14 protein-coding genes are annotated in these 14,063 nt (G+C 62.3%); 8 read left to right on the forward strand and 6 right to left on the reverse strand.

The features are described from left to right. The first annotated feature begins 83 nt into the window (after positions 1-83). Positions 84-545 (forward strand): cysteine hydrolase family protein, encoded by a 462-nt coding sequence (locus tag A462_RS18560; RefSeq protein WP_008434533.1) that lies wholly within the window; start codon positions 84-86, stop codon positions 543-545. Between the two features lie 208 nt (positions 546-753). On the opposite strand, the gene A462_RS35060 is transcribed toward A462_RS18560, so the two are convergent. Continuing rightward, on the reverse strand, positions 754-888 hold the full coding sequence (locus A462_RS35060; RefSeq protein ID WP_274517799.1) for a hypothetical protein: 135 nt from the start codon (positions 886-888) through the stop codon (positions 754-756). A gap of 113 nt (positions 889-1,001) precedes the next feature. On the opposite strand from A462_RS35060, the gene A462_RS18555 reads away from it, so the two are divergent. After that, complete coding sequence (locus tag A462_RS18555) at positions 1,002-1,910, forward strand: alpha/beta fold hydrolase (RefSeq protein ID WP_032899294.1); 909 nt, start codon at positions 1,002-1,004, stop codon at positions 1,908-1,910. Here the strand turns inward: A462_RS18555 and A462_RS18550 are convergent. The 3 genes from A462_RS18550 to A462_RS18540 form a co-directional block, all read right to left on the reverse strand. Further along, positions 1,888-4,083, reverse strand: coding sequence for an ATP-binding protein (locus A462_RS18550; RefSeq protein ID WP_008434535.1), 2,196 nt, complete (start codon positions 4,081-4,083; stop codon positions 1,888-1,890). The genes A462_RS18555 and A462_RS18550 overlap by 23 nt on opposite strands. Then, a complete protein-coding gene (locus A462_RS18545; protein WP_032899296.1) occupies positions 4,080-4,667 on the reverse strand; it encodes a biliverdin-producing heme oxygenase in 588 nt (195 codons plus the stop codon). The genes A462_RS18550 and A462_RS18545 overlap by 4 nt, the downstream gene beginning before the upstream one ends. Positions 4,668-4,798: 131 nt before the next feature. Next, on the reverse strand, positions 4,799-5,767 hold the full coding sequence (locus A462_RS18540) for a GlxA family transcriptional regulator (RefSeq protein ID WP_008434539.1): 969 nt from the start codon (positions 5,765-5,767) through the stop codon (positions 4,799-4,801). Positions 5,768-5,857: 90 nt separating this feature from the next. On the opposite strand from A462_RS18540, the gene inhA reads away from it, so the two are divergent. Continuing rightward, positions 5,858-6,538 (forward strand): isonitrile hydratase, encoded by a 681-nt coding sequence (gene inhA, locus A462_RS18535; protein ID WP_008434540.1) that lies wholly within the window; start codon positions 5,858-5,860, stop codon positions 6,536-6,538. Here the strand turns inward: inhA and A462_RS18530 are convergent. Together A462_RS18530 and A462_RS18525 are read right to left on the reverse strand one after the other, a co-directional pair. Continuing rightward, positions 6,535-6,876 carry an antibiotic biosynthesis monooxygenase family protein gene (locus A462_RS18530; protein ID WP_003208192.1) on the reverse strand — a complete coding sequence of 114 codons (342 nt, stop codon included), beginning with the start codon at positions 6,874-6,876 and terminating at the stop codon, positions 6,535-6,537. The genes inhA and A462_RS18530 overlap by 4 nt on opposite strands. Before the next feature lie 27 nt (positions 6,877-6,903). Further along, complete coding sequence (locus A462_RS18525) at positions 6,904-7,533, reverse strand: LysE family translocator (protein ID WP_008434543.1); 630 nt, start codon at positions 7,531-7,533, stop codon at positions 6,904-6,906. Between the two features lie 94 nt (positions 7,534-7,627). Between A462_RS18525 and A462_RS18520 the strand changes: the two genes are divergently transcribed. From A462_RS18520 to A462_RS18500, 5 genes are all read left to right on the forward strand, one after another. Next, entirely contained in the window at positions 7,628-8,953 is a 1,326-nt protein-coding gene (locus A462_RS18520; protein WP_008434545.1) for an aminotransferase-like domain-containing protein, read from the forward strand. A gap of 302 nt (positions 8,954-9,255) precedes the next feature. Continuing rightward, complete coding sequence (locus tag A462_RS18515) at positions 9,256-9,558, forward strand: DUF6124 family protein (RefSeq protein ID WP_003208197.1); 303 nt, start codon at positions 9,256-9,258, stop codon at positions 9,556-9,558. Between the two features lie 129 nt (positions 9,559-9,687). Further along, entirely contained in the window at positions 9,688-10,203 is a 516-nt protein-coding gene (locus A462_RS18510; protein ID WP_003208199.1) for a sigma-70 family RNA polymerase sigma factor, read from the forward strand. After that, positions 10,190-11,149 (forward strand): FecR domain-containing protein, encoded by a 960-nt coding sequence (locus A462_RS18505; RefSeq protein WP_032899298.1) that lies wholly within the window; start codon positions 10,190-10,192, stop codon positions 11,147-11,149. Before A462_RS18510 ends, A462_RS18505 begins: the two co-directional genes overlap by 14 nt. A gap of 105 nt (positions 11,150-11,254) precedes the next feature. Continuing rightward, complete coding sequence (locus A462_RS18500; RefSeq protein ID WP_008434551.1) at positions 11,255-13,741, forward strand: TonB-dependent siderophore receptor; 2,487 nt, start codon at positions 11,255-11,257, stop codon at positions 13,739-13,741. Positions 13,742-14,063 lie beyond the last annotated feature (322 nt).

Below are 14,063 nucleotides of genomic sequence, written 5' to 3' on the forward strand. Positions count from 1 at the left end.
GCTCCCACATGACCGCGCCAGACTTGGAGACGAGGTGTACCCGGTGCACAATGCGTGGTCCTTCGATCTATACCAGGATGCCAATGCGCCAAGTCCTACTGATCATCGATGTACAACCCTCCTTCGCCCCGCCCGACTGGCTGGTAATCGGCATCAACGCCTTGCTGGGTCGCATGCCGTCAGTGGCCACCGTAGAGCGCCACGACGAAAACATAACCCCCTTCGCTCGCCAACTCGGCTGGCAACCGGCGCCCGACGACGACAGCCTGATCGCCGCTGACCATATCTTCATCAAACACGGCTATGCGCCCACGCCCGAGACCATCAGCCACCTGAAAAGCCTCGCGCCGGACCGAGTGTTGGTGTGTGGCATCCAGACTGATACCTGTGTGCTGGCGGCCGGGTTTGCGTTGTTTGATGCCGGATTACAGCCCACGCTGATCAGCGATTTGACCGTGGGTTCGTCGCTGGATCGCTCGGGGAAACTGGGCGCGGATTTGTGGCGGCATCACTTTAAACACGTCATCACCCACGCAGAGATTTAAGTCAGCCCCTCACTGTGGCGAGGGAGCTTGCTCCCGCTGGGGCGCGAAGCGGCCCTAAAAAGCTCAACGCCATCTAACTAAAAGAACACAGTCAACAAAACCTGGGGCTGCTGCGCAGCCCAACGGGAGCAAGCTCCCTCGCCACAGGTTATTTGGCAAACATCATCGTTACCACAAGGCTCGTATTGATCGGCGCTCTGCCGACGCATTACTCGGCGTCACTGCCAGCCTGGTCGCCGACGGAAACATCAGTCACGTTAGAGGCCACGTTGTATCGCGGGCCAATGGAAGTCGAGGGCGGCGAGTGGATGTGCCAGGTGCGCGACCCTTGGGGTAATTGCATCGGCTTGCGCCAGGCCGGTCTAGACAAGTCAAGCAATTGCAGCCTTTCGAACCACACTCGGTAACCCGCTTGGTCTACAGTTCCAACACTTTCCCTCCACCCTCGGAGCCTCCATGCCTACCCTTCACATCCGCACGCCCATGCTCGATATCGCTTACGAAACCCATGGCCCGGAAGGCGGTGAGGTGGTGATCCTGCTGCATGGCTTCCCCTACGACCCTCGTGGCTATGACGAGATCGCCCCGGTGGTCGCCGCACGTGGCTACCGGGTATTGGTGCCATACCTGCGCGGCTATGGCCCGACGCGCTTTATCAACGATCAGGTGATGCGCTCCGGCCAACAAGCAGCGCTGGCCAAGGATTTGCTGGATTTCATGGATGCCCTGTCCATCGAAAAAGCCACGCTGGTGGGCTATGACTGGGGCGGACGCGCGGCGTGTATCGTTGCGGCGCTTTGGCCTGAACGGGTGCGCGGCCTGGTGACGGGCGATGGCTACAACATTCAGGATATCGCTGCGTCGACCAAGCCTCGGGCGCCGGAAACAGAGCATCGGCTGTGGTATCAGTTTTACCTTCATACCCAACGGGGTGTCGACGGACTGACCGCCAACCGGCGTGAGTTCTGCCAGTTGCTGTGGGCGCTCTGGTCGCCGTCCTGGGCCGAAGGGCCGAGCCTGTATGGCAAGACAGCGCCCTCGTTTGATAACCCGGATTTTGTCGAGGTGGTGGTCCATTCCTACCGGCACCGCTTCATGTACGCACCGGGTGATCCGGCGCTGGAAAGCATCGAGCAGGCCCTGGTGCAGCCACCGCCGATTTCAGTACCGAGCATCTCGTTGTGCGGCGCTGATGACGGCGTAGGTCCGGCTCCGGTTGAAGATGACGACCTGGAAAATTTCAGCGGGTTTTATCGGCGCGAGGTGTTGGCCGGCGTGGGCCACAACATTCCCCAGGAGGCGCCCCAGGCAACCCTTGAGGCGATTTTCGAGCTGCTGAGCCTCAGCCCCCAGCCGAAATCCTGAAGCTGAACACGCTGCCCTGCCCCACCACGCTTTCAGCCCACAGGGTGCCGCCGTGGGCTTCGACGATGCCGTGGGAGATGTACAACCCCAGCCCGCTGCCGGTGGGGTTGCCCTCGCGTGAGGTCCAGTAGCGGTCGAAGATATACGGCAACTGCGCCGGGTCGATGCCGATGCCGTTGTCGCATACCCGAAACAGCACTTCGTCCCCCGCCGCCTCGGCAATCACCTCGATCACTCCGCCCACCGGGGTGAATTTCAGGGCGTTGCCCAGCAAGTTGGAAAACACCTGGAACAAGCGCTCCGGGTCGGCCTGGGCACTCAGCCCGTCCACTGAGCGCCAAGTCAGGTCCAAACCCTTGGCCGCCGCCAGCGGTTGCCACATCGAACAGATCTGGTCCAGGGTTGCCGCCACATCGAGCCGTTGCAGCGAAACGCTGTAGCGCCCGGCCTCGATGCGCGAAATATCGATCAGGTCTTCCAGCAGCGTGTTCATGCGGGCGGTGGCGTTTTGCATGGTTTCAATCGCGGTGGAGAGGCGCCGGTTCGCCTTGTTGTCCTCGGCGGGCACCATGCTGCGCATCATGCCGCATTGCATCAGCAGGATGGTCAGCGGGCTGCGCAGGTCATGGGAGACCACCGCCACCAGCTCGTCACGCGCCCGCACCGCAGCATGTTCGCGTTGCACCTGGCGCGCCAGGTCATGCTCCAGGGCATTGCGCCGCAGGCTCTCCGCCGCCTGTAGCTCCGACAGCGACCAATACAGCGCCTTGCCATCGACCTGCTGCTTCCACAACTCAAACGACAGGCGCGGGCTCAAGGTCGTGCTGCCCGGTTCCTGATGTTTGACCGGCTGGCCGCTCCACTCCACCGAGGACTGGACCTCCGGGCGAAACCACATCACCGCGTTGTCCACCGGCTTGGGCAGGCAGAACGCCAACAGGCCGCTGGCATGGGCCTGGTAGGCCGCCGCCGGGGGAAAGTCCACCGACAATTGATGGCTGTACACCACGCCTTTGCCCTGTCCGCGCACCCACTGGTACAAGGCGTGGATTTCAGCACGTGCAGGGCAAACGCCGAACACATGCAGGCGCTCTTCCACCCGTATCGCCAGGCCACCGGCGGCGGTCAGGTTCAGCAGCGTTTGCGCATAGGGCAACAGGCTTTCCATCACATCGCACTGGTCCGCGGTCATGGCGGCGACCAACTCTTCGACCATGGCGGCCTTGTCACGTTGTTGGCGGCGCTCCTGCTGCTCCTGGAGCAACGTGATCTGCATCGACAACAACTGGCCGATGCTGGTGCACGCCGTGCGCAGTTCATGGGGCACGCGCAACGGCTCACGGTGACCACAGGTGATCAGGCCCCAGAGCTGGTCGTCCTTGAGCAGCGAAATGCTCATGGAGGAACGCACGCCCATGTTCTTCAAATAATGGCAGTGCACCGGGGACACGCTGCGCAACACGGCGAAGCTGAGGTCCAGGGGCTGGCCGTTGTCGGGGCGCAGGGCCGGCAGGATCGGCACCGGCTGGTACTCGGCGTCGGGAATCGCGCGGATCCAGTTCAGCCGGTACAGCTCGCGTGCCTGGGGCGGGATGTCCGACGCGGGAAAACATAATCCCAGGTACGGCTGCATGCCGTCGCTGAGGGCCTCGCCAATCACTTTGCCGTGGCCTTCCTGCTCGAAGCGGTACAAGGTGACCCGGTCATAACCGGTGAGGCTACGAATCTCGGTCACGCTGATCTGGTACAAGCTGTCGAGCGTCTTGGCCGACTGCAAGCGGCGCAGCGTTCGGGACAGCTGCTTCACAGCGCTGTGCTCAAGCGTGAGGCTCCGCTCCAGTTCGAGAAACAGCAGGCCTTGATGACGATGCAGCAGGATGTCGTAGGCGTAGCCATCCAGCGTCAGTTGATGCACGTCCTCCTCAAAGGCGTCCAGGTCTGCCAGGGCACGACTCACCTGTACTGCCGCTTCGCTGCCCAGCACACTGGCCAGCGCCTGGCCCGACAGGCGTTGCGCGTCCAGGCCCAGCGCGACGCTCAGGTTGCTGCTGGCTTGCAGCACCTCAAGCGCCGGTTCGCTCAGCGTCAACAACAACCCGTGAGGCTGGATCGAGCCGGGGATATGGATGGGCTCGCTGGCGCAATCGTCGATCAGCGTATCGACCGTGGTCATCGCAGCACCCCGCAGCGGTCCAGCCACTGCTCGAAACACAGGAAGGTCGACTCGGCGACCTTCACCGCCTCCACGCGCTCGTACGCGGTTCGCAGCGGGTCAAGGCACGCCATAAAGCGCTGCCACAGGGCGCTGGTCTCGGCCCCGTACACATTCATGAACGCGCCGCCATTGGTGGAGCCCACGCCAATCTTGATCTCGATCAGGTCGCGCAACACCTGGCCGCCGAGGGTGGCGCCTTCCAGCACATAGAGGGCGCCCAAGGCCTGGGCCACGTTGGTGATGGCGGGCAGTTCGGGGCATATCGGCAAGGCATCGATCTGCAGGTTTTCCAGGCCCAGCGCCCGCAAATCAGCCTGCAAGTACGGGGTTTTGCTGCGCCGTCCCCATTCCAGGTCAGGGATGATTTCACCCCACGGCGCCAGGGCTCGCTCCAGCGGTTGATAGAAGCCGTAGTAGGCGCTCATCAACTCGCGGTACAACGCCAGGTCCATGCGGGAAAACGGCAGACGGGTATCGAGGCGTCGGTGCAGCGCAGCGGTCGCCGCACGTAGTTCGACAAGGACAGGAGGTAGTGAATTCATGAGCTGTGCGCACGCCGGGAAGGTTCAAAACCGCGACGTAGAGGCCTGGGATCAAGACACTGCGCAATGGACTGTGAGTAACATAGCACCTTGATACAAAAACGTACCTATTCGTTCAAACAGGCTTCGCTTCAACCGGGTGAGGAAAACCGTTCACGATAGGCCTGGGGCGTGATCGATACCGCTCGCAGGAAGCTGCGGCGCATGGTTTCTTCGCAGCCAAAGCCGCAGTGCACGGCGATGCGCTTGATCGACGCGCTGCTGTCCGCCAATTGCCGGCGGGCGGTCTCCACGCGAATCAACTCGACCGCCCGCGCGGGGGTCTGGCCGGTCTCGCTGCGGTAGTGGCGCACGAAACTGCGCTCGCTCATGCCTGCCTGGGCGGCCAGTGTGGCAACGTTCAAATCCAGGTTCAGGTGTTCGGCGATCCAGGCGTGCAGCTCCGCAAAACGGCTACCGCCCTTTTGCAGGGACAACGTCACGCTGAACTGCGATTGCCCACCGGGGCGCTTGAGAAACACCACCAGGTGCCGCGCCACTTCCAGGGCCACGGCGCGACCCAGGTCCTCCTCCACCAGCGCCAGGCACAAGTCGATACCGGCGGTCACGCCGGCGGAGGTCCACAGGTTGCCCTGCTGGATGAAAATCGGATTGGCCTCCACCGTCAGCTGTGGGTACTTGCGCGCGAGTTCTTCGCAGCGCGTCCAGTGGGTCACCACGCGGCAGCCGTCGAGCAAACCGCTGGCGGCCAGCAGAAAGGCGCCGGTGCACACCGAAGTCATGCGTCGGGCCTGGGTGGCTTTTTGCCGAACCCAGTCCACCAGCGCCGGGTCTTCGGCGGCACCGTACACCCCCCAGCCGCCGGCAATCACCAGTGTGTCGCACGGAGCATCGGCAGGCGGCAGTGGCTCGGCCACCAGGGCCAGGCCCGCCGAGGTCATCACCGGCTCGGCCTGCGCGGCGATCACACTGACCGCATAGGGCAACGGCAAGCCCTGCTGGCGCGCCAGGTCATTGGCCGAGGCAAATACTTGCAAGGGCCCGGTGACGTCGAGCACCTGCACATTGGGAAAGGCGAGTACGTTGATGATTCTGGGCATGTTGGCGTAATTCGTGGGCTCAATGGCGTATGCGCCAAAGCCTAGGTGACTAGAGTGAAGCCGTCCATCCCTTTATCAGGAGCAGTCCCCATGACCTTGCAGATCGGCTTTTTGTTGTTCCCCGGCATCCAGCAACTGGACCTCACCGGGCCCTACGACGTGTTGGGATCGCTGCCGGATGTGAAGCTGCATCTGGTGTGGAAGGACCTCGCGCCGGTCACCTCCAGCACCGGCTTGGTGTTTACCCCCAGCATCACTTATGACGAGTGCCCGACGCTGGACGTGATTTGCGTGCCCGGCGGTTCTGGCGTCGGGGCATTGATGGAGGATGAGCAGACCCTGGCGTTTCTCAAGACACAGGCCCAGACCGCGCGCTATGTGACATCGGTGTGCACCGGCTCCCTGGTGCTGGGTGCCGCGGGCTTGCTGCGCGGGCGTCGCGCGACCACTCACTGGGCCTACCACGACCTGCTCGCACCGCTCGGTGCGATCCCGGTGCAGGAGCGCGTGGTGCGTGACGGCAACCTGTTGACCGGTGGCGGGATTACCGCCGGGATCGACTTTGCCCTGACCCTGGCCGCCGAGCTGTACAGCGAGGCGGCAGCGCAACTGGTGCAGTTGCAGATTGAGTACGCCCCGGCGCCGCCGTTCAATGCCGGCCGGCCGGAAACCGCACCGTCGCATGTACTGGAAGAAGCCTGCAAGCGCACCGCCGAGTCGCGCAAGACCCGGGCTGAAATCGTGGCACGGGCGGCGGCCAGGTTGGGTTAAGCGTTCGCCCGTCCGTGGCGGTCGGCGGGCACCAGATGCCCGATGGTGCCGTCCCCATACGCCCGCTCCACTTTGGAAATCACCACGTGATAACCGCCGTACCAGCGGCGGTATAGGCGCTTGGCTTCCAGGTGGGTCGGGTGGCTGGCAAAGGCGCGAATGGAGGCCTCGTCACGCCAGTAATAACTGGCGTTGATCAACCCGCCATCCGCCGAACGCCACGACTCGGCCCCCACGTATCCCGGCAGCCTTGCTGCCAGTGCGTCGATCAGATTCGTGAGGCGCTGGAACTCGTCATCCCGTTCGCCGGGCTTGTAGATAAAGGCTGCGATATACATGGGTAACGTCCTTTTATGAGTGATGTTTCACGTCGGGCGAGACATCAATGCCAAGCGCACGGCCAGCACCATCAGCACGGTTGCCAGGCCCCATTTCTGTAAGCCTGCGCTCCCCGGTTTGCCGGCAAAAAACCGGCTAACCGCCCCGCCAAAAATCCCCAGCACGGCATGAAACACACCGCTGATCAGCGTCAGGATCATCCCCAGTTGCACCAGTTGCAGCGCGATGGGGCCCGCCTCGGGGCTGACGAATTGCGGCAGGAACACCATGAAAAACAGCAGCGCCTTGGGGTTGAGCAAACTGTTGAGCATGGCCCGCACAAACACCCGGCCCAGCGGCACGCGGCTGACGTGGGCCGTGTCCAGGGCGGGCGTTTTCTGCAGGGTCTTGAACACCAGCCACAGCAGGTACAACACCCCGGCGTAGCGAATCAGGTCGAAGGCCGGCGGCCAGCTGGCGACCAGAGCGGTCACGCCGGTTGCGGTCAGTGCCGTGAGCAGCAGGTCCGCCACGCTGATGCCCAACCCGGATGCCACCCCGCCACGCCAGCCATAGGTCACACCGTGGCTGATGACGAAGGCCATGTTCGGGCCCGGGGATAACAACAGCAGCAGGACTGCGCCAGAGAACACAGCCAGGGTTGCGAGGTCGATCATGCTCAAGCCATCCACCGGGAAAGCCTGTAGATTAATCAGCTCACCTGATACAAACAAAAAATTGATCTAGATACGCTTTACACGGGAACGCACCATGGCTCAGGTCCGCTACAAACTGATCGTCGATGAACTGGCCACGCGGATTCGCGCCGGACAGTTGCCGCCGGGCACCCAGTTGCCGACCCTGCGTAGCCTGATGAACAGCCATCGCATCGCCCTCGCCACTGCCTTGCGGGTGTACAGCGAACTGGAGGCCAGCGGCCTGGTGGTGGGTGAACCGGGACGCGGGACGTTTGTGCGCGACACCACGTTGCTGCGGGGCATGGGCCTGGTGCAACAACCGCTGCAACCGGGCACCGTGGACCTGAGCCTCAACTACCCCTCGTTGCCGGGCCAGGCCGAGATGCTGCGCGACGGTTTGCGTGCCATTGCCGCCTCGGGCGACCTCGATGCGCTGCTGCATTCCGCGCCGCAGGGTGGACGCGCCCATGAACGACAGACCGCCGCGCGGCACCTGCGCAATCGGCAGATTCGCGTGAGTGGCGAGCAAGTGCTGATCGTCAACGGTGCGCAACAAGGCCTCGCCGTCAGCCTGATGGCGCTGCTGCAACCGGGGGATGTATTGGCGGTGGATGCGCTGACGTATCCCGGGTTGAAAACCCTGGCCCAGTCCCAGCGCATCGACCTGGAGCCGCTGCCGCAACCGGCTGGGCATACGGATCTGGATGCGCTGGAGGCATTGTGCAAACGGCGCCCGGTGCGGGCTTTTTATTGCATGCCCACGTTGCACAATCCGCTGGGCACGGTGATGGGTGAAGCCGACCGCGAGCGCCTTGCAGCGTTGGCTGAACGCTACGATTTTCTACTGATCGAAGACGGCGCCTACGCCTTTCTCGCCGAGCCCGCACCGAAGCCGTTGTTTACTTATGCGCCGCTGCGCACGGTGTATGTGTCTGGCCTTTCGAAGAGTGTGGCGTCGGGGTTGCGGGTGGGATTTATCGTCGCGCCCAAGGCGTGGGTGCCGGCGCTGGAGCAAGCGATCCGTGTCTCGACCTGGAGCACGCCGACGCTCACGGTGAACCTGGCGTGCCGCTGGATAGAATCCGGTGCAGTGGATGCACTGGAAGAGCACAAGCGCCAGGATGCGCGCCAACGCCAGGCGCTGGCCCGGGAGGTCTTGCGAGGGTGTGAGGTGATTGCGCATCCGGCGTCGTATTACCTGTGGCTGGTGTTGCCGGAAGGTCTGCGGGCGGATGCAGTGGTGGCTGCGCTTGAGGGCCAGGGTGTGCGGGTCACCAGTGCCGAGCCGTTTGCCTGTACGGCCCATGTGCCGCATGCGTTGCGGGTGGCGCTGGGGTCGATTGACTTGGCGACGTTGAGAATAGCCTTGGGGAAAATTCGCGAGGCAATTCGGATATGAATAAAGGGCCAGCAGGGTAAATCCCTTTGATTTGCGGGACATTTCCGAGACAATCTTTCGGCCTTGTGCCTGCCGGAACCGGTGGCTAGTCTTCGCCCCGTCACTGCTCATCAGTGATCGGGTTTAGTCGCCCGGATCCGAAAAGGCGCATGTCCCATCATGAGGTTTTATGGTGGCTGTGCGCAGGGCACCTTCGGGTGCGCCGGTTTTTCCTTTTCGGCCGGTCGACTAACCTGCGTACAGCCGCCACCCTACGTTTAGTCGCGAAGGGGTCGGTTCCTTAACCGAAAAGGAGTTACACCATGAATAAACCCGTCCCCGACCCACCCATCGACCTGCTCAAAAACCGCGCTGCCTTCAATCGCGCCCTCGAACATTACCTGCCCTCCCAGGGCTTCCATACCGTCAACGAAGACCTGAGCTTCGAAGACTCCCTGCTCTACACCGCCAGCCTGCTCAGCAGCGCCTCGGCCACCGCCCTCGACTGCGGCGAACTGCTGCAAAGCCCCGAGCGGGCAAAGTTGCTGGCGGTGTGGCATTTGCTGGAAATTGCCAAGACCACCGTCGACCGCTCGATTGAGTGTTTGCACCTGCGCAAGGCTTAGCCGCAACCCCGTCAAGCCTGTGTGGGTTTGTGCATCCGGCCAAATCCACGCGGCAACGATTGCCCAATCCTCTGGCCAACGCATAGAATGCGAACCGTTATCAATTAAGACGCCCGCGCCAGGATGCCCATGTCGAGCGACCACCCACTGGATCATGCCGCCATCGGCCAGCTCTACCATGCCCATCATTCCTGGCTGCGCGGCTGGTTGAGCCGGCGTACGGGCTGCCGTGAGCACGCCGCCGACCTGGCGCAGGAAACCTTCGTGCGCCTGCTCAATGCGCGCAAGCAGCAAGCCTTGCTGCAACCCCGGGCCTACCTGAGCAGCATCGCCCGCAGCCTGATGATCGACCAGTATCGCCGCCGCGAACTGGAGCGTGCCTATCTGGAGAGTCTCGCGCATTTCCCGCAAGTCGAGGTGCCGTCGGAAGAAACCCGCCTGCTGATCCTCGACAGCCTGGAGCGCATCGACCGCCTGCTGGACCAACTCAAGCCACGGGTGCGCGAAGCGTTTTTGCTGGCGCAACTGGACGGCTTGACCTGCCAACAGATCGCCCAGCGCCTGGGGGTGTCCAAGGCCACCGTGGAGCGCGACCTGGCCAAGGCACTGCATGCCTGTTATCGGTTGCGTTATGCCGAAGGCTAATCCGCCATTGGTGGACCAGGCGATCCAGTGGATGATCAAGCTGCGGTTCAATATTGCCGATGACGCCACCACCGCTGCCTTCGAACGCTGGCTTGAAACCAGTGGCGATCACCAGCAGGCCTGGCAACGGGTCTCGTCGATGAGTGACGAGTTTGCGCAGTTGCCGGCACAGGTCGGCCGCCATGCCTTGCAAGGTGCCCGCCAACGCATCAGCCGCCGTGAAGGGTTGAAGTTGCTCGGGCTGTTCGCCGGTGCCGCAGGGCTGACTTGGTTCGGCCGCGACTACACGCCATTGCCCGGCCTGCTGGCCGATTACCGCACCGACACCGGAGAGCGGCGTTGGGTCGCCCTCGACGATGGCAGCCGTATCCAGCTCAACAGTGCCAGCGCCATCGACACAGTCTTCAACACCGAAAGGCGTCTGGTGCAGTTGCGCCAGGGTGAAATCCTGATCGACATGGGCGCCGACGGTAGAGCGCCACGGCCCTTCTGGGTGCAAACCCGCGACGGTTATCTGCGCGCCTTGGGCACCCGGTTCATGGTGCGCGAGGAGCCCCACGGCACCTTGCTCGCCGTGCAAAAAGGCAGCGTCGCGGTATTCGCCGACAGCCATCAGGCCAGCGCACGTGGGGTGATACAGCCCGGCGAGCAGGTGCTGTTTGATCGAAACGGCTTGCGTCCACCCGCCACCACGGGCCTGGATCCCTGGGCCTGGAGCGACGGTGTGATCAGCGCTCACAACATGCGTCTGGACGATTTCCTCGCGGAGCTGAGCCGTTACCGCACTGGGCTGGTGCGCTGCAGCGAAGCGGTCGCCGGCCTGCGTGTGTCCGGGACTTACCAGTTGGACGATACCGATCAGGTCCTGACCCTGGTGGCACAGGCACTGTCGGTGAACATCACCTATCGCAGCCGTTATTGGGTGACCGTCGCCGCTCGTGCATGACCTTCCGAAAATAAATGAGGTGAATTCTCATCTTCGCTCGACCTGTAAGGAAAGGCCGATCAACAGGCCGATTCTGTCCACTTCCTTCAGGAGCATTCCGCGGTCATGCAAGCGTTCCCCTCCAAGCGTTCTCCCCTCAAGCATGCGGTGCACGCCGCCCTGCTCGGTGCCTGCCTGAACGGCAGCGCCCTGCCCCTGGCGGTCATGGCGCAAACGCCTGTCAGCGACACCCAGGCCCGTGACTGGAACATTGCACCCGGCCCATTGGCCACGGTGCTCGACCAGTTTGCGCGCCAGGCGAGTATCAGCCTGTCCTATGACGCCACCAGCGTCGCCGGCAAGACCAGCCCCGGCCTCAACGGCGCACTGGACAGCCAACAGGCCTTGAGCCAATTGATCCAGGGCCAGGGTTTGCAAGCCCAACGCCAGAGCAACAACACCTGGCTGCTGTTGCCGCAAGTCGCGGACACCGGCGCGCTGAACCTGGGTGCCACCACCGTGACCGGCGAACACCTCGGCGTCACCACTGACGGCAGCGGTTCCTACACCACCGGCGCAGTGACCATCGGCAAGGGCGCCCACAGCCTGCGGGAAACACCGCAATCGGTCAGCGTCATGACCCGCAAGCTGATCGACGACCAGAACATCACCACCATCGATCAATTACTGGAACACACCCCGGGTATCACCACCTACGACTCACCTATGGGTGGCAAGTATTTCTATTCCCGTGGTTTCAAGATGCTCGGCCAATACCAGTTCGACGGTGTGCCGTTGGACATCGGCAAAGACTACGTACAGGCCGACAGCTTCACCGCCAACATGGCGATCTATGACCGGGTGGAAGTGCTCAAGGGCGCGGCCGGTATGCTCAAGGGCGCCGGCACCGCCAGTGGTGCGGTGAACTTCGTGCGCAAGCGGCCACAAGACAAACCCACCACCAGCCTGTCGCTGTCTGCCGGCACCTGGGACAACTACCGCGCCGACGTCGATACCGGCGGCCCGCTCAATGACAGCGGCACCGTACGCGGCCGCGCCGTGGTCAGCCAACAGAACCGTGGCTCGTACATGGACGTCTCCAAGCGCCAGGACCAAGCTGTCTACCTCGCACTGGATGTTGACCTCTCGCCCGACACCACCCTGGGCATCGGTGCCAGCTACGAAGATGTCGATGCAACGCCCTGCTGGGGCGGTGTGCCGCGCTACAGCGACGGCAAGAGCATCGGCCTGAGCCGTTCCACCTGCCTGGGCCAGGCCTGGAACGACTGGCAGAGCCAACGCACTACGCTGTTTGCCGACCTCACCCACCACTTCAACGACGACTGGCAACTCAAGGTCACGGCGGTGAACAGCCGCAACCTGCAAGACATCAAATACGCCGCCAGCCAAGGCACCGTGAAGTACGGTGACCCGGCGCCAACCGCCGAGATGTACGCCGCGCTGTTTGACTACGACCACCGGGATTTCGGACTGGATGCCTACCTGGACGGTAAGTTCGAAGCATTCGGTTTGCAGCATGAACTCATCATCGGCGCCAATGGCAGCCGTGGCACCCAGGACGACGTCTACGCGATCCGGAGCCTGCCCGACCGGCAAAGTATCTTCCTGCCCAACCACCACTTCCCGCAGCCCGCCAACGATACCTTCTGGCCCAACATGTACCGGGGCGGCACTGTCAAGGAAACCGCCACCCAGTACGGTACCTACGCCACTTTGCGCCTGAGGCTGGCCGAGCCATTGATGGTGGTGCTCGGCAGTCGCGTCAGTTGGTTCGAAAACCGCCGCCAGTCGAATAACCTCGCCTGGGGCGAATGGGCCCTGCAGGACGCACGCACCAAGGAAACCGGTGAAGTCACGCCGTTCGCCGCGGTGATCTATGACCTCGACGACAACCTTTCGGTGTACGCCAGCTACGCCGATATCTTCCAGCCACAAAGCTCCAACGCCACGGTGACCGGCGCTGCCCTCAAGCCCAAAATCGGCGAAAACTACGAACTGGGCATCAAGGGAGAATGGTTTGAGGGGCGCCTCAACAGCTCGCTGGCATTGTTCCGCGCTATCGAGAAAAACGCCGCCGAAACCGACTACACCACCCAGTGCGGTACCTCGGCAGACGGCTATTGCTACACCGACACTGGCAAGGTTCGCGCACAGGGTGTCGAAGCCGAGTTGAGTGGCGAGTTGCTGGAACGCTTGCAAGTGGCGGGCGGCTATACCTACACCCAGACCAAGAACCTCAACAACATCAACAGCGCCGCCATTGGCGCGGTTGCAAACAGCTACGTGCCGCGACACATGCTGCGCTTGTGGGGCGATTATCAGTTGGACGGCACACTGTCGAAATGGAGCGTCGGCACCGGCGTCAACGCCCAGAGCAGCAACTACCGAATTCAAGGCATCAAACTGGAACAAGCCGGTTATGCGGTATGGAATGCGCGGTTGGCGTACCGGGTTGATGACACATGGACGGTGGCGCTGAACGGTAACAATCTCTTCGACAAAAATTACTATCAGACGGTGGGAACGGCCGACTGGGGTAATTTCTACGGCGAACCGCGCAACTTTACCGTCAGTTTGAAAGGCAATTTTTAAGGTTAGTACCGCCTCAATGTGGTGACGGACTCACGTCCTCACCACTCATCGCTTGTCCCCGAAAAACCCCGCATCCGACCTCCGTCAAAAAAAGGTTTTCCTCAGCCGCAGGAAATTTCCCAAATTTGTTCCTACACTCCAAAACGCCAGCATTTTGTTCCGGGAAAACCCGGAAATCCGACCAAGACAGTCAACAAACTGTCACGCGGAAGAGCACCTGACGTGTCTAGACCGAAGGTCTTATAAAAAAGTCAAAACCTTGACGAGCGACGAAAAGGGAACCATCATTTAGCCATTACCCCGCAAATTCCCTGCAGATAGA

It is taken from the genome of Pseudomonas sp. Ag1 (assembly GCF_000278565.1).
Taxonomy (GTDB): domain Bacteria; phylum Pseudomonadota; class Gammaproteobacteria; order Pseudomonadales; family Pseudomonadaceae; genus Aquipseudomonas.

Coding starts and splice junctions, on each gene's coding strand:
- A462_RS18560 (WP_008434533.1), top strand. CDS start 84: ATGCGCCAAGTCCTACTGATCATCGATGTACAACCCTCCTTCGCCCCG.
- A462_RS35060 (WP_274517799.1), bottom strand. CDS start 888: ATGCAATTACCCCAAGGGTCGCGCACCTGGCACATCCACTCGCCGCCC.
- A462_RS18555 (WP_032899294.1), top strand. CDS start 1,002: ATGCCTACCCTTCACATCCGCACGCCCATGCTCGATATCGCTTACGAA.
- A462_RS18550 (WP_008434535.1), bottom strand. CDS start 4,083: ATGACCACGGTCGATACGCTGATCGACGATTGCGCCAGCGAGCCCATC.
- A462_RS18545 (WP_032899296.1), bottom strand. CDS start 4,667: ATGAATTCACTACCTCCTGTCCTTGTCGAACTACGTGCGGCGACCGCT.
- A462_RS18540 (WP_008434539.1), bottom strand. CDS start 5,767: ATGCCCAGAATCATCAACGTACTCGCCTTTCCCAATGTGCAGGTGCTC.
- inhA (WP_008434540.1), top strand. CDS start 5,858: ATGACCTTGCAGATCGGCTTTTTGTTGTTCCCCGGCATCCAGCAACTG.
- A462_RS18530 (WP_003208192.1), bottom strand. CDS start 6,876: ATGTATATCGCAGCCTTTATCTACAAGCCCGGCGAACGGGATGACGAG.
- A462_RS18525 (WP_008434543.1), bottom strand. CDS start 7,533: ATGATCGACCTCGCAACCCTGGCTGTGTTCTCTGGCGCAGTCCTGCTG.
- A462_RS18520 (WP_008434545.1), top strand. CDS start 7,628: ATGGCTCAGGTCCGCTACAAACTGATCGTCGATGAACTGGCCACGCGG.
- A462_RS18515 (WP_003208197.1), top strand. CDS start 9,256: ATGAATAAACCCGTCCCCGACCCACCCATCGACCTGCTCAAAAACCGC.
- A462_RS18510 (WP_003208199.1), top strand. CDS start 9,688: ATGTCGAGCGACCACCCACTGGATCATGCCGCCATCGGCCAGCTCTAC.
- A462_RS18505 (WP_032899298.1), top strand. CDS start 10,190: ATGCCGAAGGCTAATCCGCCATTGGTGGACCAGGCGATCCAGTGGATG.
- A462_RS18500 (WP_008434551.1), top strand. CDS start 11,255: ATGCAAGCGTTCCCCTCCAAGCGTTCTCCCCTCAAGCATGCGGTGCAC.